This is a genomic window from Cellulophaga sp. L1A9 (assembly GCF_009797025.1).
Lineage (GTDB): Bacteria > Bacteroidota > Bacteroidia > Flavobacteriales > Flavobacteriaceae > Cellulophaga.
The window spans coordinates 2,178,213-2,201,379 of sequence record NZ_CP047027.1 but is presented as its reverse complement, the minus strand read 5'-3'; the positions used below and the strand labels follow the sequence as shown (position 1 = coordinate 2,201,379).

18 protein-coding genes are annotated in these 23,167 nt (G+C 33.6%); 12 read left to right on the top strand and 6 right to left on the bottom strand.

What is annotated here, in order from left to right:
• The first annotated feature begins 145 nt into the window (after window positions 1-145).
• Window positions 146-2,032 (top strand): PQQ-binding-like beta-propeller repeat protein, encoded by a 1,887-nt coding sequence (locus GQR94_RS09490; RefSeq protein ID WP_158975272.1) that lies wholly within the window; start codon window positions 146-148, stop codon window positions 2,030-2,032.
• A gap of 66 nt (window positions 2,033-2,098) precedes the next feature.
• Here the strand turns inward: GQR94_RS09490 and GQR94_RS09485 are convergent, their stop codons facing one another.
• The 3 genes from GQR94_RS09485 to GQR94_RS09475 form a co-directional block, all read right to left on the bottom strand.
• Window positions 2,099-2,509: a DUF2141 domain-containing protein gene (locus GQR94_RS09485; RefSeq protein WP_013550555.1), complete on the bottom strand. Its 411-nt coding sequence runs from the start codon at window positions 2,507-2,509 to the stop codon at window positions 2,099-2,101.
• A gap of 82 nt (window positions 2,510-2,591) precedes the next feature.
• The gene (locus tag GQR94_RS09480) at window positions 2,592-4,484 is read right to left on the bottom strand and encodes an Nramp family divalent metal transporter (RefSeq protein ID WP_158975271.1); all 1,893 of its coding nucleotides are present in this window, start codon (window positions 4,482-4,484) and stop codon (window positions 2,592-2,594) included.
• A gap of 30 nt (window positions 4,485-4,514) precedes the next feature.
• Window positions 4,515-5,168 (bottom strand): metal-dependent transcriptional regulator, encoded by a 654-nt coding sequence (locus GQR94_RS09475; protein WP_158975270.1) that lies wholly within the window; start codon window positions 5,166-5,168, stop codon window positions 4,515-4,517.
• A 117-nt stretch (window positions 5,169-5,285) separates the two neighbouring features.
• On the opposite strand from GQR94_RS09475, the gene GQR94_RS09470 reads away from it, so the two are divergent.
• From GQR94_RS09470 to GQR94_RS09460, 3 genes are all read left to right on the top strand, one after another.
• Entirely contained in the window at window positions 5,286-7,565 is a 2,280-nt protein-coding gene (locus tag GQR94_RS09470) for a TonB-dependent receptor (protein ID WP_158975269.1), read from the top strand.
• Window positions 7,566-7,633: 68 nt separating this feature from the next.
• Complete coding sequence (locus tag GQR94_RS09465) at window positions 7,634-8,626, top strand: hypothetical protein (RefSeq protein ID WP_158975268.1); 993 nt, start codon at window positions 7,634-7,636, stop codon at window positions 8,624-8,626.
• Window positions 8,626-9,768: a lycopene cyclase family protein gene (locus GQR94_RS09460; RefSeq protein ID WP_158975267.1), complete on the top strand. Its 1,143-nt coding sequence runs from the start codon at window positions 8,626-8,628 to the stop codon at window positions 9,766-9,768. The genes GQR94_RS09465 and GQR94_RS09460 overlap by 1 nt, the downstream gene beginning before the upstream one ends.
• Here the strand turns inward: GQR94_RS09460 and GQR94_RS09455 are convergent, their stop codons facing one another.
• Complete coding sequence (locus tag GQR94_RS09455; protein WP_158975266.1) at window positions 9,769-10,743, bottom strand: polyprenyl synthetase family protein; 975 nt, start codon at window positions 10,741-10,743, stop codon at window positions 9,769-9,771.
• Window positions 10,744-10,896: 153 nt separating this feature from the next.
• Here GQR94_RS09455 and GQR94_RS09450 point away from each other — a divergent pair, with 153 nt between their 5' ends.
• From GQR94_RS09450 to GQR94_RS09435, 4 genes are read left to right on the top strand one after another with little or no spacing between them, the layout of a single operon-like run.
• Window positions 10,897-11,502 carry a TetR/AcrR family transcriptional regulator gene (locus tag GQR94_RS09450; RefSeq protein WP_158975265.1) on the top strand — a complete coding sequence of 202 codons (606 nt, stop codon included), beginning with the start codon at window positions 10,897-10,899 and terminating at the stop codon, window positions 11,500-11,502.
• Between the two features lie 35 nt (window positions 11,503-11,537).
• Complete coding sequence (locus GQR94_RS09445) at window positions 11,538-12,872, top strand: TolC family protein (RefSeq protein WP_158975264.1); 1,335 nt, start codon at window positions 11,538-11,540, stop codon at window positions 12,870-12,872.
• 39 nt (window positions 12,873-12,911) lie between these two features.
• Window positions 12,912-14,081 carry an efflux RND transporter periplasmic adaptor subunit gene (locus tag GQR94_RS09440; RefSeq protein ID WP_158975263.1) on the top strand — a complete coding sequence of 390 codons (1,170 nt, stop codon included), beginning with the start codon at window positions 12,912-12,914 and terminating at the stop codon, window positions 14,079-14,081.
• A gap of 17 nt (window positions 14,082-14,098) precedes the next feature.
• Window positions 14,099-17,605: an efflux RND transporter permease subunit gene (locus GQR94_RS09435; protein ID WP_158975262.1), complete on the top strand. Its 3,507-nt coding sequence runs from the start codon at window positions 14,099-14,101 to the stop codon at window positions 17,603-17,605.
• Between the two features lie 256 nt (window positions 17,606-17,861).
• Here the strand turns inward: GQR94_RS09435 and GQR94_RS09430 are convergent, their stop codons facing one another.
• Window positions 17,862-18,212, bottom strand: coding sequence for a toxin-antitoxin system YwqK family antitoxin (locus GQR94_RS09430; RefSeq protein ID WP_158975261.1), 351 nt, complete (start codon window positions 18,210-18,212; stop codon window positions 17,862-17,864).
• A 239-nt stretch (window positions 18,213-18,451) separates the two neighbouring features.
• Between GQR94_RS09430 and aspS the strand changes: the two genes are divergently transcribed.
• From aspS to GQR94_RS09410, 4 genes are all read left to right on the top strand, one after another.
• Window positions 18,452-20,206, top strand: coding sequence for an aspartate--tRNA ligase (aspS, locus tag GQR94_RS09425; RefSeq protein ID WP_158975260.1), 1,755 nt, complete (start codon window positions 18,452-18,454; stop codon window positions 20,204-20,206).
• Window positions 20,207-20,242: 36 nt separating this feature from the next.
• Window positions 20,243-22,036, top strand: a complete 1,794-nt coding sequence (locus tag GQR94_RS09420) for a chloride channel protein (RefSeq protein WP_158975259.1) — start codon at window positions 20,243-20,245, stop codon at window positions 22,034-22,036.
• A gap of 9 nt (window positions 22,037-22,045) precedes the next feature.
• Window positions 22,046-22,303 (top strand): hypothetical protein, encoded by a 258-nt coding sequence (locus GQR94_RS09415; protein WP_158975258.1) that lies wholly within the window; start codon window positions 22,046-22,048, stop codon window positions 22,301-22,303.
• 88 nt (window positions 22,304-22,391) lie between these two features.
• The gene (locus GQR94_RS09410) at window positions 22,392-22,586 is read left to right on the top strand and encodes a cold-shock protein (protein WP_158975257.1); all 195 of its coding nucleotides are present in this window, start codon (window positions 22,392-22,394) and stop codon (window positions 22,584-22,586) included.
• Window positions 22,587-22,645: 59 nt separating this feature from the next.
• Here GQR94_RS09410 and GQR94_RS09405 read toward each other — a convergent pair whose 3' ends face one another.
• Complete coding sequence (locus tag GQR94_RS09405; RefSeq protein WP_158975256.1) at window positions 22,646-23,095, bottom strand: nucleoside deaminase; 450 nt, start codon at window positions 23,093-23,095, stop codon at window positions 22,646-22,648.
• Window positions 23,096-23,167: the final 72 nt, after the last annotated feature.

Sequence of the window (23,167 nt, the reverse complement as noted above, 5' to 3'; positions counted from 1 at the left end):
TGTTATATTTTCTTCACACCTATTACTAGTTTAAGAGTTTCTAAAATAATTAGCTTATATTCTATGAAATAAAACAAAAAACTTTGAGTTTAGAATATAGTTACTATATTGAAGGAATTACCTTAAAATAACCTAAAACCATTTTATGAAATTTAAATTAGTACCCTTATCATTGTTCCTTTACGCAGGATTAGCATTCGGGCAGCGAGAACCAAGCAAGACAATAACTTTTGACAACAGAGTTGATGATTTAATTATTGTTCCATTTAATGGAATAGCCGTAGTGTCTGAAGGAGAAAAACTACATGGCTACAGCCCAGTTGATGATAAAATTCTTTGGTCTATTGATGCTCCAAAAAGATCTGCTTTAAACATTAGCTCAGAATTCTTAACTACAGGAGGTATAAATAGTATTCCAATAGATTTTGTAACCATTGAGGATACGCCATTTGTACAAAAATTTTTTGATGATCAATTGTATATTTATAATAGTATCACAGGAGATCTTCTTTTCGAATCTCAGGATAAAGAACGATATTTTCAAGCAGAATATTTGTTTGATGAAAATGCACTTTTATTAAGAGGATTAGATGACAAAAACTTAATTATTGCTAAATATTCTTTATCAAAAAAAGAAATGCTTTGGAAGACAACAGTATCCACTACTTACGGAGCTTTCATGCAATCTTTAGCAAAACTTACAGGCAACGATGCCCAAGGTTTTAGAGATGTAATGGAATATTCTGAAGATAAAATATTTGTCTTAGTAAAATCTAAATTTTATGTTTTAAACAAACAAAATGGATTATTACTTTGGAAAGATGAAGAGAATAAGATTTCTGACTTTAGAACTTCTTTAGATGGTGAAAAATTAATCTCAGTAATTACTAAAGGATTGTTTGGAACTAAAAGTGAAATTGATTTGTACAACGCAGAAACTGGAGACAAAATCTGGAAAGATCCAATTACCACTAAATACTTAGTTTTATTTGAAGACTGGCAAGACAAAATGCTTTTAGCGCATTACAAAGGTTTCAATTTTTATGATTACACGACAGGTGAGAAGAAGTGGGAAAAAGATCCTAAAGGAAAAGGGATTAAATCTGTAATTCCGATAGATAAGGATTTCCTATATGTCTATGATGACGAAATGATGTTAATTGATAAAAATGGGGAAAAGAAATGGAAGAAGGATGTTAAAATTTGTGATGACGAAGAAGATCCAATTTTCTTTTTAGAAAAAACAAACAACAATAGAGTACTTTATGTAACAGCTACGTATGCTAATATGGTTGATTATACAACAGGTAAAAAAATCTGGAAAGGCAATCTTAAGCTAAATGAAAAAAGGCCTACAATTGCAAAATATGATGAAAAATCAGGTGATTTTATTGTGTTCAATGATGAAGAACTATATCGTTTCAATCAAACGAGTGAAGAAAAACCGAAGCCTTATGCTAAACTGAAATTAAAGAATGAAAAAATGATTTCTAGTATGGAGCTATTCCCTAACAATGTTTCAATTTCTGGCGAAAGCGAAGTTGTGGGTGTTGATAATACTGGTGCTGTAATTTTTCACAACAAGTATACACAACCAGGCGAATTTGGCAGAAGACTTTTAAAAACTACCGCTATAGTAGGTCAAATTGCAGGGAGTGTTGCTGCGGCAGAAATAACTGTGGGATCACAATATAAAGACAGCGACGGTAATCCAGCAACTGCTGAAGGTTCTTATTCAGTATTTGGAGATAAGACCAGAGCAATAGGAGAAGCTGGTTTCTTAGCTGGATCTATTGGCCAAACTTTTGTACAAGATCGCTATTTAGCAATGCAAGAAACAGATAATTATAGTTTAATATTTGCTAAAGGAGAAACTGGTGAAAAATTATTGATTAAAGTAAATAAAGAAACCGGAGAAGAAATAGATAAAATTATTTTAGAAAACAATAAGCCAATATATGATGTAGATTATGTTTCTGATGATATTTATTACAGTAAAGGTAAAGAAGTAAGAATCTTTAAAGGAGAATAATTTCTTCAAATTTATATAAAAAAGGGGTGCTACTAAGCATCCCTTTTTTTATTACAAGAGCCACTACTATTTTATAGCCACTATTATTTCTTTATCTCCTTGCAACACAAAAGAACATTCCTTAAAACTAGGCGGACCAAAGGTTTTCATTTTAGAATTAGAAAAACCAACATGTTCTTTAGGAATTCCTAAAAAGTTAGTGTCTAATTTCTCGTTAGAATTCTCGTCATGAAAAACAGCCAAGGCATAAGTGCCTTCTAAAATATCATCAATTACAATTACAGTAGTGCCGTGCACTGCAACGCCAGTTTTTGAAGTATACACTTGATCAAAAGCTAAAAAACCATCAGACGAATTATACATCGCTATTCTAATATGCCCGTTAGAATTTGTTACATTTTCAACATGCACCTTCAAGGTATGTTGTGACCACATCATCACTGGTAAGAATAGAAGTGCATATAAGATTTTATTCATAAGGCTAATTTCTAATTAAATATGATACCAACAAACAATAGTCTTGCCAAATTTGAAATTAAGGAAATTATCTAGATAACTCTTATTCTTTTACAATCAATACCGGAATAGCAACCTTATGCCGCACAGCATCTACCGTGGTGCCTAACAAAATATCTTTCCATAATTTATGACCATGAGCACCCATGATTAAAAGATCAAAATTTTCTTGGTTTACTATTTTAGATATTCCCTTTTTAGGATTACCAAAAGCTAATGAGATTAGAACAGTATACCCCATTCCTGTTAATTTCTCTTGGTACTTCTCTAAGTAACTACGGTCGCTTAAAGTTTCATAATCATAGGCATTACTGCCATGTACCAGTGATCCTGCTGTTTCTACCACATGAATTAAGGTATAAGTTGCTTCTGTACCGCCTAAATTTAAAGCTGTTCGGATTGATTTTTCGTCCATACTTGAAAAATCAATAGCAATAGCAATCTTATCATAGTTGATTTTCTTAAGATTTTCATTTAAAAAAATTTCTTCGATATGAGGAACATGCTGTACGTGTCTAGAAGTCCTATTTAAAATTGGTTTTATAATAATATAAATTAACAAGACCACCGCACCCAATGCTATTGGAACCACAAATACCCATATATAAATAGGATTTGAACTACTAACTAACCATCCCGCTATTTGATCATAAACTAATTTTGCATTTAGGATAACAATCACCAAAGCTACTACCCAAGAAGCAATTTTGGTTAGGGTGCCAATAGCAAAATCCCCCATTTTCTCCTTATCGCTTACAAAGTGAATTAATGGAATTATAGCAAACCCTAATTGCAAGCTTAATACTACCTGACTTAAAATTAAAAGTTCTCCTGTAGCCCTTTCGCCATAATAAATAACTGTAAACAAAGCAGGGACTATCGCTATAATCCGAGTTACTATCCGGCGCACCCATGGTTGAATTCTTAAGTTTAAATAGCCTTCCATTACAATTTGCCCAGCCAAAGTACCTGTTATCGTACTACTCTGCCCTGCAGCAATTAAAGCCAAAGCAAATAGTATGCCTGCCCATTTTGATCCTAATAATGGTTCTAAGAGCTTGTGTGCGTCCTGTATTTCGGCAACCTCAAACATTCCATTTTTATAGAATGTGGCTGCAGCTAAAATTAAAATCCCTGCGTTTACGAAAAAGGCAAGATTTAAGGCAATTGTAGCATCTATAAAATTATATTTTATGGCCTGTTTAATCCCTTTTTTGCTTTTATCAAACTTTCTAGTTTGAACCAAAGAAGAATGTAAATATAAATTATGAGGCATTACCGTTGCTCCAATAATTCCTATAGCAATATATAAAGCGGCACTATTTGGTATGGTTGGCACGAGGCCAATAATCATTTCGCCTACATCTGGTTTTGCAAAAAGCATTTCAACAAAGAAAGAAATACCTATAATTGCAATCAAAGAAATAATAAAAGCTTCCATTTTCCGGATGCCTTTATTGATCAGAAATAAGAGTAGAAAAGTATCTAATACCGTTATACAAACACCCCAAGTTAGGGGAATATCAAAAAGTAACTGTAAACCAATAGCCATTCCTATAACCTCGGCTAAATCGCAAGCTGCAATAGCGATTTCTGCCAAAACATAAAGGACAAAATTAATAGGCTTAGAATACGTTTCTCTTGAGGCCTGCGCTAAATCTTTTCCCTGAACAATACCTAACCTAGCACTTAAACTTTGTAGTAATAATGCCATAATGTTCGACATTAATAAAACCCATAGTAGCTGATATCCAAATTGACTACCACCTGCCAAATCGGTTGCCCAATTTCCGGGATCCATATAACCAACACTGATAAGATAAGCTGGTCCGAAAAAAGCAGCAATTTTTTTCCAAACAGAAGTATTTTGAGCTACTGAAACAGACTCATTTACTTCTTCAAGTGACCGTTTATTATGCTTAACTTCTTCTTCCATTATATAAAATTGACATAAAATCGTCTGGAGTTATTCGCATTTTACATATAAATTTGAAGCTATTTGATGAGATATTAAAATAGACTTATCATTTATACTAATTTGTAAAGAGCCGTCAAAATCTTCTTTATCAAGTACTGTAATTTGATCGCCCAGAGCAATACCGTGCTTGTCTAAGAATTTTAAAAATGGTGCTGAAGAATCTTTTACCCCTACACAAATTCCGGTTTTTTTTAATTCAACCTCATTCAACAATCTCTTAGTCGTTTTAGTAAGTTCCCCATTTTTAGAAGGTATTGGATCGCCATGTGGGTCAAATTTTGGGAAATTCAGATGCTCATCTAAACTATCAATTAGCTTTTCACTCTTAATATGTTCTAATTGCTCTGCAATATCATGAACCTCATCCCAAGCAAAATCTAATTTATCAACCAAAAAAACCTCCCACAAACGGTGCTTCCTAATTATTGATAATGCTTTTTCTGTACCATCCGCAGTTAAACTTACACCCTGGTATTTCTTATACGAGACGTATTTTTTTTCTGAAAGTTTGCGAATCATATCAGTCACCGATGAGGGTTTTGTATCCATCTGCTCCGCTATGGCATTGGTAGATACTGTTTCGTCCTCAATACCCCCCAAATGATAAATCGCTTTTAAATAATTCTCCTCAGAATGTGTCATCAAATAAGTTTATACAAAAGTACATTTTTATTTAAGACACTAAAATAAAATTTTGTAATCATAAATATATTTTTAGCTTTGTCTAAATTTTAAATTAGTCTGCAATAAATATAAGTTATGACACTATTAAAAAATATCTTAATTGTTCTTTGTTTTGTAACCTCCTCCGCTGCAATAAGTCAGGAGTCAAAAATATCAGGAATTGTCCTTGATAAAAATACAAGCGTTCCATTTGCGAATGTTTTAATAGCTGGTTCTACTCAAGGAACCTCCTCTGACGAAAATGGAAATTTTACTTTTAACCTAAAGCCTGGCACCTACACCCTAAAGATTTCAGCTATTGGATATCAACCAAAAAATAAAACAATCACCGTAACAGAAAATAATAGCACAAGTGTGAAAATTGAACTTAGTGCACAATCAGAACAATTAGAAGAAATGGTAGTTACGGGAACCTTAAAAGCAGTGCGCAGATCTGATAGCCCTGTTCCCGTAGAAGTATACAGCCCTACTTTTTTAAAACAAAACCCTACCGCCAGCATTTTTGAAGCGTTACAAAACGTAAACGGAGTTCGGCCACAAATAAATTGTAATGTATGTAACACCGGTGATATCCATATTAACGGCCTCGAAGGTCCTTATACTTTAGTTTTAATTGACGGAATGCCTATTGTTAGTGGTTTAAGTACGGTTTATGGTTTATCTGGTATACCAAATTCACTTATTGAACAGATAGAAATTGTTAAAGGTCCTGCTTCTAGTTTATACGGAAGTGAAGCCGTTGGTGGTCTTATAAACATCATTACTAAAAATACTTTACAGGCACCAAAATTATCCATCGATGGTTTTGCTACAGGCTGGGGAGAATATAATTTAGATGCAGGTGGTAAAATTAACATCGGCGAAAAAACAAACGTTTTACTGGGCATTAACTACTTTAATTTTAACTCCAAGATTGATAATAATGGAGATAATTTTACAGATCTGACATTACAAGATAGAATTTCCATATTCCAAAAGTGGAATTTTCAACGGGATGAAAATCGGGTCTTATCACTTGCAGGAAGATTTTTCTATGAAGACAGATGGGGAGGAGAGTTACAATGGACTCCTGAATTTCGTGGCGGGGATGAAATATACGGCGAAAGCATTTATACCCGTAGGTTTGAGCTATTAGGAAAATACCAATTACCCATAAAGGAAAAGATGATGCTTTCATTTTCATATACAGATCATGATCAAAATTCTGTTTATGGTGATGTTGCTTATTTAGCCAAACAACGTATTGGTTTTTCTCAATTAACTTGGGACTTTACTAAAAACAAACACGATATTCTCCTAGGTACTTCGGTACGCTATAATTATTATGATGATAATACTACTGCCACTTCCGAACTAGATAAAAACAATCCTGATGAAGTAGTAATACCAAGTGTATTTGCCCAGAATGAAATTGCATTTTCGAAAAAACAATCACTTTTATTAGGGTTACGCTATGATTATGATGAGCGACATGGTTCTATTTTAACTCCTAGAGCAGCGTATCGTTGGAAAATAACAAATAATGACATCTTGCGCTTAAACGCCGGCACAGGGTTCCGTGTAGTAAATATATTTACAGAAGAACATGCCGCACTTACAGGGTCTAGAGATGTTGTCATTGCAGAAGAACTAGACCCTGAAAAATCTTTTAATGTAAACCTTAATTATTTAAAAAAAATATATAGCAGTAGTGGTTTATTTGTCGGTTTAGACTTATCTGTATTTTATACCAACTTTAGCAATGCCATCATCCCTGATTATGATACCAACCCTAATCAAATTATCTATGACAATCTAGACGGAAAATCTGTTGCTCAAGGTATTAGCGGAAATGTAGATATGGTTTTCCCAAATGGGATAAAGGTATTATTGGGCGCAACATTACAAGAGGTGACCGCTACTGAAAACGGAATTAAAACACCACAGATACTTACTGAAAAATTCTCTGGTACTTGGAATATATCCTACGAGATAGCCAAAATTGATTTAAGTATTGATTACACTGGAAATATTTATGGGCCTATGCGTTTACCACTTTTAGGCAATTTAGATCCTAGAAGTGAATACTCCCCAACATGGAGCATACAAAACATACAACTTACATATAAAGGAATTGATAAATTTGAATTCTATGGTGGAGTGAAAAATTTATTAAATTGGACACCTAACAAAGGAAATCCTTTTATTATAGCGCGAGCAGATGATCCTTTTGATAAAAATGTAACTTTTGACCCTAGCGGAAATGCCGTAGCAACAACAGACAACCCATATGCATTGACTTTTGACCCAAGCTATGTGTATGGACCCAATCAAGGTATTAGAGGATTTTTTGGACTACGTTATAGAATAGATTAAAATGCATAGCGCATTGTTAATATATCACAGATAGTTTAAATTGGTATCTTTGAAAAAAATAGCTGATAATGAAACCTACATTTTACCTAATTATCTTTTTGATCGTTTTTACAACCCAAGCACAAACGTCTAACAGTGAAATTTTAAGTATTGCATCCAATGAAGAAAAGGAGGTTCTAATTCCTGCTTATGAAAATGACGTTATTTCAATAACGATAACTCCAAAAAGTAAAAAAGCAAAAAAGAACAATTTTCTTCTGTATCAATACCCAAATAAACTACTTGTAAAAGTAGAAGAGCAGAAAATATTTTCTAAAGTTATTACCATTTCTAATGATGGCATCTACAAACTAGTCATAAAGAATACGAATTCTAAACCTAGCGATTACCAGTTAAATTATGAAACGACTTCCACTAGAAAAAAGAAACCTCAAATAGGGTATAAAGTTAAAAAAGATACCACGTACGGATTTCCTACGGAGCAATTAGTAGATAAAAAAATATTGGAATCCAGATCTATTCAGAATGAAAAATTTTATTTAAACAGTACATCTAATGCCTTGCTAAAAGGAGGTAAAAACAGAATTATTGTTCCAGTAAGTTTACCTAAAAATACGGTAGAATGGTATTATGTATTTACAGCCTCTAGAGAGGAAAATGATATTAAAAATACCTTATCATCTTTTAATTTTGCATCTCAGCTCACGAAATTCATAAAAGAGGACGATGAAATACAGGGCGCAGTGAGCAATTTGAATCCGCCTCCAGGAGCAAATATTTGCGATATTTACGTGCTAAATTCTGATCAAGATGCAGAATTATTCAAAGAAAAAGAAGATTTTAAATCAAATTTAGAAGGTACTCGTGAGAATTTCAAATCTGGTATCGTAAAAATTAGCTCAAAAGACAAAAGTTATTTAGGAATTAGAAATCCTGACAATATATATGGTATTCATATTGCCATTGAAATTATCGCCTTAGTTGAAAAGACTGAAAAAATAAAAAAAACCGTTAACATTCCGATAATTAAAAGTTATCAAATTCCATATCTGATAGAGTAATGAAGTCCTTTGACTATATAATTATTGGCGCTGGTGCTGCCGGTTTATTATTAGCCGATGCCATGGGTAAAGATTCTTTTTTTTCTAAAAAATCTATCTTACTTCTCGATAAAAATGCGAAGCAAAATAACGATAGAACCTGGTGTTTTTGGGAAAAAGGGCAAGGTGCTTTTGATGACATACTCCACAAAAAATGGAATACCATACGTTTTGCAGGCAAAGAGATCAATGAAAAATATGCCATAGCTCCTTATCAGTATAAAATGATCAAAGGAATAGATTTTTATGCTTCTATTTTAAAAAAACTAGAAGGATATTCCAACATTACTTTTATAACCGAGGAAGTTATTTCTGTTAGCAATTCTCCAGAAGAAAACTTGGTAAAAACAACCAATAAAACCTTTATAGGAAAGACCATTTTTAATAGTATTTTTGATCCTCAATATCCCTTACAACAAAAGAAATACCCTGTTTTACAACAGCATTTTATAGGTTGGTTTATCAAGACAAAACAACCTCTTTTTGATGCTAAAACAGCCACATTCATGGATTTTTCTATTCCTCAAAAAGGGAATACACGATTTATGTATGTATTGCCTACTACAGAGAATGAAGCTTTGATAGAATATACCTTGTTTTCAGAACATCTTCTTAAAGAACAAGAATATGAAGAAGCTATTCAAGCGTATATCACCCAAAAGCTAGGTATTGACAATTATGAAATTATAGAAAAAGAAAGAGGTAGCATCCCTATGACATGCTATAGTTTTACGCAAAAAAACACAGCTAATTTACTTTATATAGGTACTGCAGGAGGCTGGACAAAAGCAAGTACAGGCTACACCTTCAAAAGCACACAGAAAAAAGTGGTACAATTAATCCAACATCTAAAAGATCAAAAGCCACTTCAAAATTTTGGAAAAAGAGATAAATTTTGGTTTTATGACCTTTTGCTTCTAGATATTCTATACCGCAGAAATGATCTAGGCCAATCTATATTTGAAGCCCTTTTTAAAAATAGAAATCCGCAACTAATCTTCAAGTTTCTAGATGAGGACACAACCCTCTTCGAAGATATAAAATTTATCAGTGCATTGTCGCCTATGCCATTTATTAAGGCCCTCTTTAGGCGTTTATTTTAATTATACTTTTCGTTGCATTAAACTTTCTCCAAATTTCTTAAGAAGTAATTTTTTCTCTTCAGAGATTTCTAATTTCGTTAATACCACAAAAGCCTTTTCGGTATAAATTGCTATTTCTTGTTGAGTGCGTTCTGCAGCTCCACTTTCCAAAAATATACTTTTTACAGTTTCAATTTTACCTGTAGCATCTGCCGGTTGAATAGAAAACAAATGCTCTAACTCACTAACCTGCTCAGGAGCAGATTGTTCTAAAGCTTTTAAATATAAGAACGTTTTTTTATTCTCGATGATGTCTCCGCCTACTTGTTTCCCAAAAGTTTTAGGATCTCCAAAAGCATCTAAATAATCATCTTGTAATTGAAAAGCAATTCCTAAATTTCTACCAAATTCATAGATATTTTCTTGCCCTTCCATAGAAGCATTTGCAATAATTGCACCCATTTTCATAGCCGCTCCTACCAAGACTGCTGTTTTGTATTCAATCATTTTTAAATACTCAGGGATAGTTACATCATCTCTAGTTTCAAAATCTACATCATACTGTTGCCCCTCACAAACTTCAATAGCAGTTTTACTAAATAACTTTGCTAAGTTTCTAAAGACCTCTCCTTCATAATTTTCAAAAAGCTGATAGGCATTAATCAACATAGCATCTCCTGAAAGAATCCCTGTATTAATATCCCATTTTTCATGAACCGTTGCTTTCCCTCTGCGTAGTGGAGCATCATCCATAATATCATCATGAACTAATGAAAAGTTATGAAAAACCTCAACCGCCAATGCAGCGTCTAAAGCTTTCTTATAGTCAGATCCAAAGATATCTGCTGTCATTAAGGTTAAAATAGGGCGCAAACGCTTACCTCCTAATGATAAAATATAAGTAATAGGCTCGTATAAATTAATAGGCTCTTTGAGCGCTAAATTTAGTTCTAAATAAGCTATAAATTCTTTACGGTAATCTTCAATGCGTTGCATGTGGCAATTTTTTTTCAAAAATACATTAAACCTTGTTAATAGCACAAAAGTGTTTCTTAAATGAAGCGTGTAAGAAATCAAATGTTAAATAATCGTAAATACTTTGGAAACTTTTTTGGTGTTTAAAGTTTCCGAACTACATTTGCACCCAATATGAAAGAAAAAGTTTTAGAAAAAGCAACTGAAATGTTTTTAACTTTAGGGTTTAAAAGTGTTACTATGGATGATTTAGCCCAGGAAATGGGTATTTCTAAAAAAACCATTTATGCTAATTATGAAAATAAGACAAAATTAGTAGAAGAATGTATGCTTCAACTTTTTTGCTCTATTTCTACCGGTATTGATTCTATTTGTGCTTTACAAAAAAATCCTATTGAGGAACTTTTAGAAATCAAGAAATTTGTAATGCTACACTTAAAAGATGAAAAATCGTCTCCTCAATACCAATTGCAAAAATATTACCCAAAAATATATTCCTCATTAAGATCCAAACAATATGATGCGATGCGTCTATGCGTCATTAACAATATAAAAAAGGGTATTGATATGGGGATTTATAGACCAAATTTAAATATTGAATTTGTTTCTAGAATCTATTTTACCGGAGTGACTAGTATAAAAGATTTTAGTTTATTTCCACCAGATTTATTCCCTGTTAACAAATTACAAGATGAGTATTTAGAATATCACCTTAGAGGAATTATCACACCAGATGGAAGAAAAATTTTGAATCAGCTTATAAATTCAAATCACGAGTAAAAAAATATTAAAAAACTAAATATAACACGCAACAGATGAAAAATTATTTTTTAACCTTCCTTGCCCTACTATGTGTTTCTATAGGTATAGCTCAGGAGACCCAAAATAGCTATACCCTAGAGGAAGCTATTAATTATGCGCTAGAGCATAATTATAGTGCCATAAATGCTGGCCGAGATATAGATGATGCTAAAAAACAAAAATGGGAAACAATAGCAGATGGTTTGCCACAAATAAGTGGAGCAGTTGGCTATCAAAACCAGTTAAAACAACCAGTGTCTCTAATCCCTGCTGAATTTTTTGGAGGAGAAGAAGGTACTTTTGCTCCCGTAATTTTTAGCGAACCTCAAAGTTTAACTGCAACGGCTACGCTTAGTCAACAAATTTTTGATGGCTCTTACATTGTGGGTGTTCAAGCCACAAAAACTTTTATTGCCTACAGTAAAAACAATCAAGAGAAAACCAAATTAGAAGTCAAAAAAGCAGTAGTACAAGCCTATGGCAATGTTCTTTTAGCAGATGAGAGTGTAAAAATCTTAGAAAACAATATTGCAACATTGGAGAAGAACCTTTATGAAACTCAAAAAATTTTTGAAAATGGTTTGGGTGAAGAAGAAAGTGTTGAGCAATTGCAAATAACATTATCTACTGTTGAAAATCAGCTTAAAAATGCAACTCGTTTAAAAGTGATAACACTTCAAATGTTGAATTTAACCATGGGTATTACCACTGATAACCCAACCTTATTATCTGATAATCTTGATGATTTAGCAAAACAAGAAACAGATTTAGCTTTTGCAGACACCTCATTTAATCTCAATAACAATGTAGATTATAAAATAGCATTGAACTTAAACGAGCAACGTGCTTTAGAGTTAAAGTTACAGCGCAGTAAAGCTTTACCAACATTAAATGCATACATCAACTACGGTAGCTCTGCATATAGTGACAAGTTCAATTTTTTGGGTAATGAGTCAGATTGGTATGATTTTTCAATTATTGGAGTAGATCTTAGCATTCCTATTTTTAGCTCACTAAAAAGAAGTGCCAGTACGCAACGTGCAAAAATTGCATTAGAGAAAGCAAAAACGCAATTAACAGAGGCCGAACAACAAATAAAACTTCAGCTTAAAAAAGCACAAAGTGATTACATTTTAGCTGTAGAACAATATGCTACATATAAAGAGAACTTAGCGCTAGCGGAACGTATCGAAAACAAAAATCAGATTAAATATTCTGAAGGAATAGCCAGTAGTTTTGAACTAAGACAAGCACAGCTACAATTATACGACGCGCAGAATACCTACTTACAATCTATGGTAGATGTTATCAACACCAAAACAGAATTAGAGGTAGTTCTTAATAACTAAGCCAATTACAATTAAACAATCAACTAGAAAAAATATACAATGAAAAAATTATTAATAGCAAGCGCAGCCGCCATCATACTTGTAGCATGTGGTGGAGATAAAAAGAAGTCAGTAGAAGACGTTATAGCAACTACTAATCCTGAAGATATTAGATCTAAACGTGCTGAATTGGTTGGAGAGCAACAAACAATTCATGATAAAATTAAACAGCTAGATGAAGCTTTAGCGCAATACGATACGGTTAAAAAGGTTCCTTTAATTACCACAATCACTGCTAAAAACGAAGTATTTAATCACTATTTAGAACTACAAGGAAACGTAACTACTAAAGACCTTTTGGTAATTACTCCTGAATACAATGGTATTCTAACAAACATTTACGTTAAGGAAGGCCAAAATGTTCGTAAGGGTCAAATCTTAGGAAAGATTGATGATGGCGGTTTAAGTCAGCAAGTTGCTCAATTAGAAATTCAAACAGAATTGGCTAAAACTACATTTGAGCGTCAAAAACGTTTATGGGATCAGCAAATAGGTAGTGAAATTCAATTTCTACAAGCAAAATCTACCTACGAAGCACAATCTAGAGCAGTAGCACAATTACAACAACAGATAGCTAAAACAGTTATTAGAGCACCTTTCTCCGGTACTATTGATGATGTTATTACAGAACAAGGTAGTGTTGTAGCTGCAGGGCAATCTCAAATTATGCGTATTGTTAATTTAGACAATATGTATATTGAAACAGATGTTCCTGAAAATTACATCACCAATGTTTCAAAAGGTAAAAGCGTAGAAGTGGAGTTTCCTATTCTTGGAAAAACAATTAGCACTAAAATTCGCCAAGCAGGAGATTTCATCAATCCATCAAATAGAACGTTTAAAGTAGAGGTTGGCATTCCATCAAAAGAATCTGGCGTAAAACCAAATTTAACAGCTCGTTTAAAGATCAATGATTATACGAATGAAAATGCTGTTCTAATCCCGCAGAGTATTATTTCTGAAAATGCAGATGGGGAACAATACGTTTATTTGGTTAGTGATAAAAATACGAACGAGGAAGGTGTTGCCAAGAAAGTAATTATAAAAACCGGTAAGACCCAAGATGATGTTATTGAGGTCTTAGAAGGTTTAGAAAATGGTGCGGAAATAATTAGTGAAGGTGCACGTACCGTAGAAGATGGACAAACAGTTAAAGTAATCAATCTTTAAATTAAAACAAACAACTAATGACTGATAAAAAAAATAAAAAGCAAGTCGATAAGGAGTTTGCTTGGTCCTCTTGGGCCATAACCAATAAGACGACCATGTATGTGCTTATTGCTGTAATTTTCTACTTAGGTATTGCTGCATTCTTTAGTATGCCCCGAGAAAATTTTCCTGAGGTAAATGAAACTAAAATATATGTAAGCACGGTGTTTCCTGGGAATACCGCTGAAGATATAGAAAAACTGATAATTGATCCCCTAGAAGATCAACTTAAAACGGTTAGTAACGTCGTAGAAATAACGTCAACCTCGCAAGAAGATTACGGAATGCTCGTTGTGGAGTTTGATGAAAATATCACGGTAGATCAAGCGAAGCAAAAAGTTAAGGATGAAATTGACACAGAAACAGCTGGAGAAGACTGGCCTAGTTTTAATGGTGCTAAAGTAAAACCTGATGTTTTTGAACTCAGTCTGTCTGAAGAAATGCCTATTTTAAATATTAATATTTCTGGAGATTATCCAATTGATAAATTAAAAGAATATGGCGAATACCTTCAGGATAAAATAGAGAATTTACTTGAAATTAAGAAAGTAGATATTCGAGGAGCCCAAGAAAAAGAAGTTGAGGTTGCCGTAGATATTTACAAAATGATGGCCGCTCAAATCACTTTTAGTGATATCATTGGTGCTATAAATAATGGTAACGTTACGATGTCTGCCGGTAACTTAATTGCAAGCGGTCAAAGACGTACAATTCGTATTATTGGTGAAATTGACAAACCATCTGAACTAGAAAATTTTGTAGTAAAATCTGAAAATGGTGAAGCTATATATTTAAAAGATGTCGCTGCCGTAAAATTTAAAGAAGAAGATAAAACAACCTTTGCTCGTGAATATGGCGAACCTGTTGTAATGCTAGACGTTAAAAAAAGAGCTGGTAAAAACATGGTTATTGCTGTTGAACAAATTAGAGTAATTGTTGATGATGCTATTGAAAACGAATTTCCTAAAGATTTAAAAATAAGTATTGCTAATGATCAATCATCTGTAACTATTGGTCAAGTAGATGACTTAGTAAACAACATCATTTTTGGAGTTATTTTAGTGGTAACCGTATTAATGTTCTTCTTAGGATTTAAGAATGCCATCTTTGTTGGGTTTGCTATTCCAATGTCTATGTTTATGTCTCTAATGATCCTGGAACTTTTGGGGCAGAGTTTAAATACCATGGTATTATTTGGACTTATTATGGGGCTAGGTATGTTAGTAGATAACGGTATTGTCGTTGTAGAAAACGTATACAGGCTTATGGATGAAGAAGGTATGAGTAGGCTCGAAGCTGCTAAAAAAGGAATTGGAGAAATTGCTTTCCCTATTATCATATCTACAGCTACAACAGTTGCTGCCTTTATACCTTTAGGATTATGGCCTGGTATTATGGGAGAATTCATGGTAATACTACCCATAACGCTCTCCGTTGTATTAGGGTCTTCTTTATTTGTTGCTATTTTCTTTAACTCAGTATTGGTATCTCAATTTATGAGTATTGATGATAAAGACATGCCTATAAAACAAATTATAAAAACAACAGCTATTATGGCTGGTATTGGTGTTCTTATTTTAGTATTTGGTGGTACTTATAGAGGTTTAGGTACCCTAATGATATTTACAGCTATTATGCTTTGGGTATACCGTATGTTTTTACGTAAGTGGGCTAATAGCTTCCAAACTAAAGCATTAGTAAAGTTAGAAAATTGGTATGAAGGTCGATTGAGAAATGCACTTTCTGGAAAAAAACCAATTTTATTAACCATTGGAACTTTTGCTTTATTGATACTTTCTTTTATTGCCTTTGGAGCATCATTAAGTACGCAACGTACTAAGGTTGAATTTTTCCCAGACAATAAACCGAATCAGATTATTGTATATATAGAATACCCACAAGGTACAGATATAAAGAAAACAAATACAATTACCAAAGAAATTGAACAACGTGTTTATGATGTTGTAAATGCTAAGGATTATAGAGATGGAGATTACAACTTTTTAGTTGAAAGCGCCGTATCACAAGTAGGTGAAGGGGCTGGAAACCCTAATACAGATGGTGGCTCTTCTGCTGAAATGCCACATAAAGCAAAAATTACAGCTTCAATGCGCGAGTATAAATTCCGTCGTGGAGAAGACAGTGAGTTACTGCGTCAAAAAGTGCAAAAGGCTTTAGTGGGTATCTATCCCGGAGTATTAATCTCTGTTGAGAAAGATGTTGCTGGTCCACCTGCAGGTTCCCCGATTAACATTGAAATTCAGGGAGATGATTATCTTGAATTGATTACCACTGCTGAAAAAATGCGGGAGTTTATCAACACCAAAAATATTGCGGGCATTGATGAACTAAAAATCGATGTAAATAAAGATAAGCCTACCATGCGTGTGGTTATTGATCGAGAAAAAGCTGGAGAATTAGGGATTAGTGCCGCTCAAGTTGGTACACAATTGCGGAACTCTATTTTTGGTTCTAAAGCAGGCATCTATAAAGAAGATGGAGAGGATTATGACATTTATGTGCGCTTTAATAAAGAAGACCGCTACAACACTAGTGCATTATTCAATCAAAACATTACGTTTAGAAATACAAAAGGACAACTAATAAGTGTTCCTTTATCTGCTGTAGCAAAGAAAAGCAACAACTCTGGTTACAGTGCTATTAAGCACAAAGACACCAAGCGTGTTGTAACAGTATATTCTGCTATGTCTCCTGGACATACCGATGCTGGAGCAATTGTTTCTAAGATTCAAAATGAAATGAAAAGTTTTGAAGACACCCCAAAGGGCGTTGAGATTGATTATACGGGTCAAATCGAAGAACAAAATAAGCAAATGGCCTTTTTAGTGGGGGCATTTTTTACGGGTCTTGGATTAATATTCTTTATTCTAATTTTTCAGTTTAACTCTATTTCTAAACCAGCAATAATCATGATTGCTATATTTTTAAGCTTCATCGGAGTATTTGGTGGTATTGTTATTTCTGGTAGTGCCTTTGTTATTATGATGACCATGGTAGGTATTATATCACTTGCCGGAATTGTAGTAAATAATGGAGTCGTATTACTTGATTATGCACAATTGCTTATCGATAGAAAGAAAAATGATCTTGATTTAGAAGAAAGTGATTATTTATCTGAAGATGACTTATTTGAAAGTATTGTAAAAGCTGGTAAAGCACGTTTACGCCCTGTATTATTAACTGCAATCACTACAATTTTAGGACTTATACCTTTAGCCATTGGTCTAAATATTAATTTCTTTACGCTTTTTGCAGATTTTGATCCTAATATTTATATGGGTGGAGATAATGTAATTTTCTGGGGACCTTTAGCTTGGACTGTAATATACGGACTGTTAATAGCCACCTTCTTAACTTTAATCCTTGTCCCTGTTTTATTTTTCTTAATCATGAAGTTTAAAATGTGGTTACGAGTTAAGTTCGCAAGCAATTCAGATCGTACTGTAGCAGAAAGTAATAGCTAAGAGAAAAACTAATCCTCATTTTATAAAATAACCCCTCAAAAGCAGCGCTTTTGAGGGGTTACTAGTTTTAATACCTGGTAATGCCTTTGCCTATCCTAGCGCATTATACGCCCTTACAAAAAGAGATTCCATAGGAAATTAACACAACCGTAAGCTTATATTTTATCCGTGGGATTTTAACACCAAAAGGAAATATTTAAAACTAAAAAAGCCCTGATAAAATTTATCAGGGCTTAACGTTATATTTTAGGTATTGTTATTTATTACTAACCACAGCTCCTTTAGCATCTAGAGTTGTAACACCTACAATTCTACTATCTTCAAAATCTACTTGCTGTAATTCTTCACCTTTCCAGAAAAACCAAGATCCAGTTTTTCTTCCATTTAAATATTCTCCACTAGCTACTTTTTCACCAGCTTGATCAAACATAGTCCATTCCCCATGTAATTTACCTTTTAAGAATTCTCCAGTTTGGGCAACTGCTCCATTATCATGGAAATACGTCGCGATAACTTTATTACCCTCTTTAGTAAATGTTGGGGTCGTTTCTTGGGCAGCTATTGCAATAGTTAAAAAAAGTGCTAAAAATAATGTGATAGTTTTCATGATATATATTTTAATATTATTATTCCTTTGAGTATGCTAACATATCAAATATACAAATATTTTACCTTAAATACGCATTTAATTAACATTAACTTTACATTGAGTGCGTAAATACTTGTTTTTCAAGGAAGAAACAAGTATCACATTCCTCATTTCAGATAAAATACTTATAAATGAGTACTAATTAATTAGCATTAAATAGAAGATACTTACTAAATTTGCCACCAAAATAATTAGGCATGTACAGGAGTCATAATTGTGGTGAATTAAGAGCTGCAAACAATAATCAAGAAGTTGTTTTATCTGGTTGGGTACAAAAAGTACGAGATAAAGGATTTGTAATCTGGGCAGATTTGCGCGATCGCTACGGCATTACGCAATTAATTTTTGATGAAGAACGTACTTCTGAAGTATTATTAGAACAAGCAAGATCACTTGGAAGAGAATTTGTTATTCAGATCAAAGGAACGGTAATTGAACGTGCTTCAAAAAATCCGAATATCCTTACAGGAGATATAGAAGTTTTAGTCAAAGAATTAACGGTTTTAAACAAAGCCTTAGTTCCTCCTTTTACAATAGAAGATAAAACCGATGGTGGTGAAGATATTCGAATGAAATATCGCTACTTAGACATCCGAAGAAATCCAGTAAAGAACAACTTAATTTTCAGACATAAAGTTGCTATGGAAGTGCGTAAGTTTTTATCCGATGAAGGTTTCATTGAGGTAGAGACCCCGTATTTAATAAAATCTACCCCAGAAGGAGCTCGTGATTTTGTGGTTCCTAGTAGAATGAATGAAGGGCAATTTTATGCTTTACCACAATCTCCACAAACTTTTAAGCAATTGCTTATGGTTGGTGGAATGGATAAATATTTCCAGATTGTAAAATGCTTTAGAGACGAAGATTTAAGAGCAGATAGACAGCCAGAGTTTACACAAATAGATTGTGAAATGGCCTTTGTAGAGCAAGAAGACATTCTAAATGTTTTTGAAAATCTCACGAAATACCTTTTAAAAGAAGTGAAAGGATTTGAAATAGAAAGCTTTCCTAGAATGAAGTATGATGATGCGATGCGCACCTATGGTAATGACAAACCTGATATTCGTTTTGGAATGAAATTCGGGGAGTTAAATAAAGTAGCACAACACAAAGAATTTGGTGTTTTTAATGATGCGGAATTAGTTGTAGGTATTGCGGTACCTGGTGCTGCCACCTACACAAGAAAAGAAATTGATGCTTTAATTGATTGGGTAAGAAGACCACAAGTTGGAGCAAAAGGAATGGTTTATGCCAAATACAATGAAGATGGTAGTTTTAAATCTTCCGTAGATAAATTTTATGATCAAGAAGATTTAGCAAAATGGGCCGAAGTTACTGGAGCTCTACCCGGGGATTTAATTTGTGTACTCTCTGGTGATGCCAATAAGACTAGAGCACAGTTAAGTGCTTTACGTATGGAGCTCGCAGAACGTTTAGGTTTGAGGAATCCTGAAGAATTTGCACCATTATGGGTAGTTGATTTTCCTTTATTAGAACTGGATGAAGAAACAGGGCATTATCATGCCATGCACCATCCTTTTACTTCTCCAAAACCAGGGCAATTAGAATTGTTAGATTCTGATCCAGGTGCTGTAAAAGCAAATGCATATGATTTAGTTTTAAACGGAAATGAGATTGGTGGCGGATCTATTCGTATTCACGATAAAGAGATGCAAGCAACCATGTTTAAACATTTAGGCTTTACACCAGAAGAGGCAAAAGCACAATTTGGTTTCTTAATGGATGCGTTCCAATATGGCGCACCACCACATGGAGGTTTAGCATTTGGATTAGATAGATTAGTAGCTATTCTTGGGGGTCAAGAAACAATTAGAGATTTTATTGCATTCCCTAAAAACAATAGTGGACGCGACGTCATGATCGATGCGCCTGCAAAAATAGATAACGTTCAATTAAAAGAATTGCATCTAAAATTAGATTTAAAAGCGTAAAATATAATCCTGAACTATTTCGGGATTCTTTATATAATGGAAAAACTTAAAAAAACTTGGTTTACCAAATTTTTGATATGGAGAGTTAAGCATATCTCGGAACGCCAGTTTATTTATATTCTAAGTATTTTAGTTGGCTTTACCTCAGGTGTTGGGGCGGTCATACTTAAAAACATAACGCACTTTTATCAACATTTGTTAGAGGGAAAGCTCGTTAATGACTACCATCAAGCTTTTTTATTTATATTTCCATTGATAGGACTCATACTGGTATTTTTAATGATCAAATTCGTCATTAGACATAAAGTTAATCACGGTATACCCTCTACCCTTCATGCCATATCACAACACAAAGGAATCATACGCAAATATCAAATGTTTGGTTCTCTACTAACAGCACCACTTACTGTAGGTTTTGGAGGATCCGTTGGTCTTGAGGGGCCAACAGTAGCAACAGGAGCAGCCATAAGCTCCAATATTGCGAGGATGTTTCACATGAACCAAACCAATCGGAATCTTTTAATTGGTTGTGCGGCCGCGGGAGCGTTATCTTCCATATTTAAAGCTCCTATTGCTGCGATAATTTTTGCCATTGAAGTGTTTAGCTTAGACCTAACTATAGCCTCAATGCTACCTTTACTCCTAGCATCAATTTCAGCGATAATTACCTCGTATTTTTTCTTTGGAGATGATGTTTTACTTCCCTTTGAAATTGAAGACAACTTTAAATTAGGTGATGTCCCTTTTTTTATACTTCTAGGCATTATAGCTGGATTAACTTCCATTTACTTTACCGAAGTATATGATAGAATACAAAAGTATTTTGACAAAATAGGATCCCCTATAAAACGATTATTTATTGGAGGTATCGGTATTGGTATACTCGTTTATTTTATTCCCCCATTATATGGAGAAGGTTTTGATGTCATCAACAGCTTGGTACAAGGAAACCCTGAGAAAGTATTGAGAAATAATATTTTTGAATTGGATTTAACCAATGTTTGGATGGTCGTAATTCTTTTGATCGGATTAATCCTCTTTAAAATCATTGCCAGTGCCCTAACTTTTGGAGCCGGTGGTGTAGGTGGTATATTTGCCCCTGTTCTCTTTATGGGCAGTATTATGGGAAACTGCCTTGCAAAAATAATTAACAATATCGGAATTTTTGGGACAAAGGTTTCTGAGAGTAATTTTACTTTAGTAGGTATGGCTGGTCTTATGGCGGGTGTATTACATGCACCATTAACAGCAATATTCTTAATCGCCGAAGTTACCGGTGGCTACGACCTTTTTATTCCCTTGATGATTACTGCAGCAATATCATATTCCATCACCAAATATGTACAACCCCATTCGGTGTATAATATGGAATTAGGAAGAAGAGGAGATTTAATAACCCACGACAAAGATCATGCAGTATTAACCTTAATGGATATTGACAAAGTCATTGAAGACAATTTTGCCATTATTCACCCAGAAATGTCTTTAGGAGATATGGTTCACGGTGCTGTAGTAAAGTCTAATCGAAATATATTTCCTGTCGTAGATGAAAAAGACAACAGTCTATTAGGAATTATATTACTAGACGATATTAGAGGAATAATGTTTAACCAAAAACTATACAATGAAGTTTTTGCCAGTGATGTAATGCATACACCGCCAGAAATCATTGAACTAGATAAGGATAAAATGACAGAAATAATGCGTAAATTTCAAGATAGTGGCGCCTGGAATTTACCCGTGATAAAAAATGGCTCTTACGTTGGGTTTATTTCTAAATCTAAACTACTCACCGCATACAGGCGAAAACTAATAAATTTCACAAAATAACAGATCGCTATGAAATTAAAATATTTTATATCCCTTGTTTTATTAACTTCTTTAGCTTCAATTATTTATGGTTTCTATGTAAAAGAAGTCCAAACAGCATTTGCACACAAATGTATTGGCTCTGGTACCGTAGGAATTTTTCTAGTAGCAATGCCCTTATTCCTTATTAAAGAAAGTAAAGGAAAAAAAGTAAAAGACTATATGCTCACTGAAGAAAATATTCTTAAAATGCAGGGTAAAAAACCCAAAAAGACTGATAGCCAGTAAACTATAACTCTAATTTTTTGTTTCAAATCCTAAGAAATTCGTAAAAAAGTATACATTTGTAAATAATATTATTTTAATTTTTATTCAAATGACTGGAACAGTAAAATTTTATAATGTATCTAAAGGCTACGGATTCATTACTAACGACAACACAGGAAAAGACATTTTTGTTCATGCAACTTCACTGAATGGTGCTGAACTTAACGAAGGAGATCAAGTAGAATATGAAGAAGAGGATGGTAAAAAGGGCATTGTAGCAGGACAGGTACAAGTACTTGGCTAAGCCTCAATATCATTAAAAAATCAATAAGCTCTAAGTACCTAACTTAGGGCTTATTTTATTTAATTAAGGTTCCGCTTTTGATTAAAAAAACGCTTTAACATAGCGGATGCTTCCTCTTCTAATACCCCGCCCACTATTTTCGTTTTAGGATGCAAAGTAGTCCCCATTGCTCCACAACCGCGATCTAAATCTTTGGCTGCGTATACAATTTTTGATATTTGACTCCAATATAAAGCTCCTGCACACATTTGACAAGGCTCAAGGGTTACATAAAGGGTACACTCTTTTAGGTATTTGCCGCCTAAATAATTTGCGGCAGCCGTAATTGCTTGCATCTCTGCATGTGCTGTAACATCATTTAACTGTTCCGTTAAATTATGAGCTCTGGCAATTATCCTATCTTGGATTACAATAATAGCCCCAACCGGAACCTCTCCTTTATCAAAAGCAAACGCTGCTTCCTGCAAAGCTTTTTTCATGTAATAAGTATCATCAAAAGGTAGTATCATGGTCCAAAAGTATTAAAAGTTAATTGTTCATGACGAATTAGAAATTAAAACCTGAAAAAAATAGAAAAAACA

Coding starts and splice junctions, on each gene's coding strand:
- GQR94_RS09420 (WP_158975259.1), top strand. CDS start 20,243: ATGGAAAAACTTAAAAAAACTTGGTTTACCAAATTTTTGATATGGAGA.
- GQR94_RS09470 (WP_158975269.1), top strand. CDS start 5,286: ATGACACTATTAAAAAATATCTTAATTGTTCTTTGTTTTGTAACCTCC.
- GQR94_RS09485 (WP_013550555.1), bottom strand. CDS start 2,509: ATGAATAAAATCTTATATGCACTTCTATTCTTACCAGTGATGATGTGG.
- GQR94_RS09410 (WP_158975257.1), top strand. CDS start 22,392: ATGACTGGAACAGTAAAATTTTATAATGTATCTAAAGGCTACGGATTC.
- GQR94_RS09435 (WP_158975262.1), top strand. CDS start 14,099: ATGACTGATAAAAAAAATAAAAAGCAAGTCGATAAGGAGTTTGCTTGG.
- GQR94_RS09480 (WP_158975271.1), bottom strand. CDS start 4,484: ATGGAAGAAGAAGTTAAGCATAATAAACGGTCACTTGAAGAAGTAAAT.
- GQR94_RS09430 (WP_158975261.1), bottom strand. CDS start 18,212: ATGAAAACTATCACATTATTTTTAGCACTTTTTTTAACTATTGCAATA.
- GQR94_RS09445 (WP_158975264.1), top strand. CDS start 11,538: ATGAAAAATTATTTTTTAACCTTCCTTGCCCTACTATGTGTTTCTATA.
- GQR94_RS09450 (WP_158975265.1), top strand. CDS start 10,897: ATGAAAGAAAAAGTTTTAGAAAAAGCAACTGAAATGTTTTTAACTTTA.
- GQR94_RS09465 (WP_158975268.1), top strand. CDS start 7,634: ATGAAACCTACATTTTACCTAATTATCTTTTTGATCGTTTTTACAACC.
- GQR94_RS09460 (WP_158975267.1), top strand. CDS start 8,626: ATGAAGTCCTTTGACTATATAATTATTGGCGCTGGTGCTGCCGGTTTA.
- GQR94_RS09405 (WP_158975256.1), bottom strand. CDS start 23,095: ATGATACTACCTTTTGATGATACTTATTACATGAAAAAAGCTTTGCAG.
- GQR94_RS09475 (WP_158975270.1), bottom strand. CDS start 5,168: ATGACACATTCTGAGGAGAATTATTTAAAAGCGATTTATCATTTGGGG.
- GQR94_RS09440 (WP_158975263.1), top strand. CDS start 12,912: ATGAAAAAATTATTAATAGCAAGCGCAGCCGCCATCATACTTGTAGCA.
- GQR94_RS09415 (WP_158975258.1), top strand. CDS start 22,046: ATGAAATTAAAATATTTTATATCCCTTGTTTTATTAACTTCTTTAGCT.
- aspS (WP_158975260.1), top strand. CDS start 18,452: ATGTACAGGAGTCATAATTGTGGTGAATTAAGAGCTGCAAACAATAAT.
- GQR94_RS09455 (WP_158975266.1), bottom strand. CDS start 10,743: ATGCAACGCATTGAAGATTACCGTAAAGAATTTATAGCTTATTTAGAA.
- GQR94_RS09490 (WP_158975272.1), top strand. CDS start 146: ATGAAATTTAAATTAGTACCCTTATCATTGTTCCTTTACGCAGGATTA.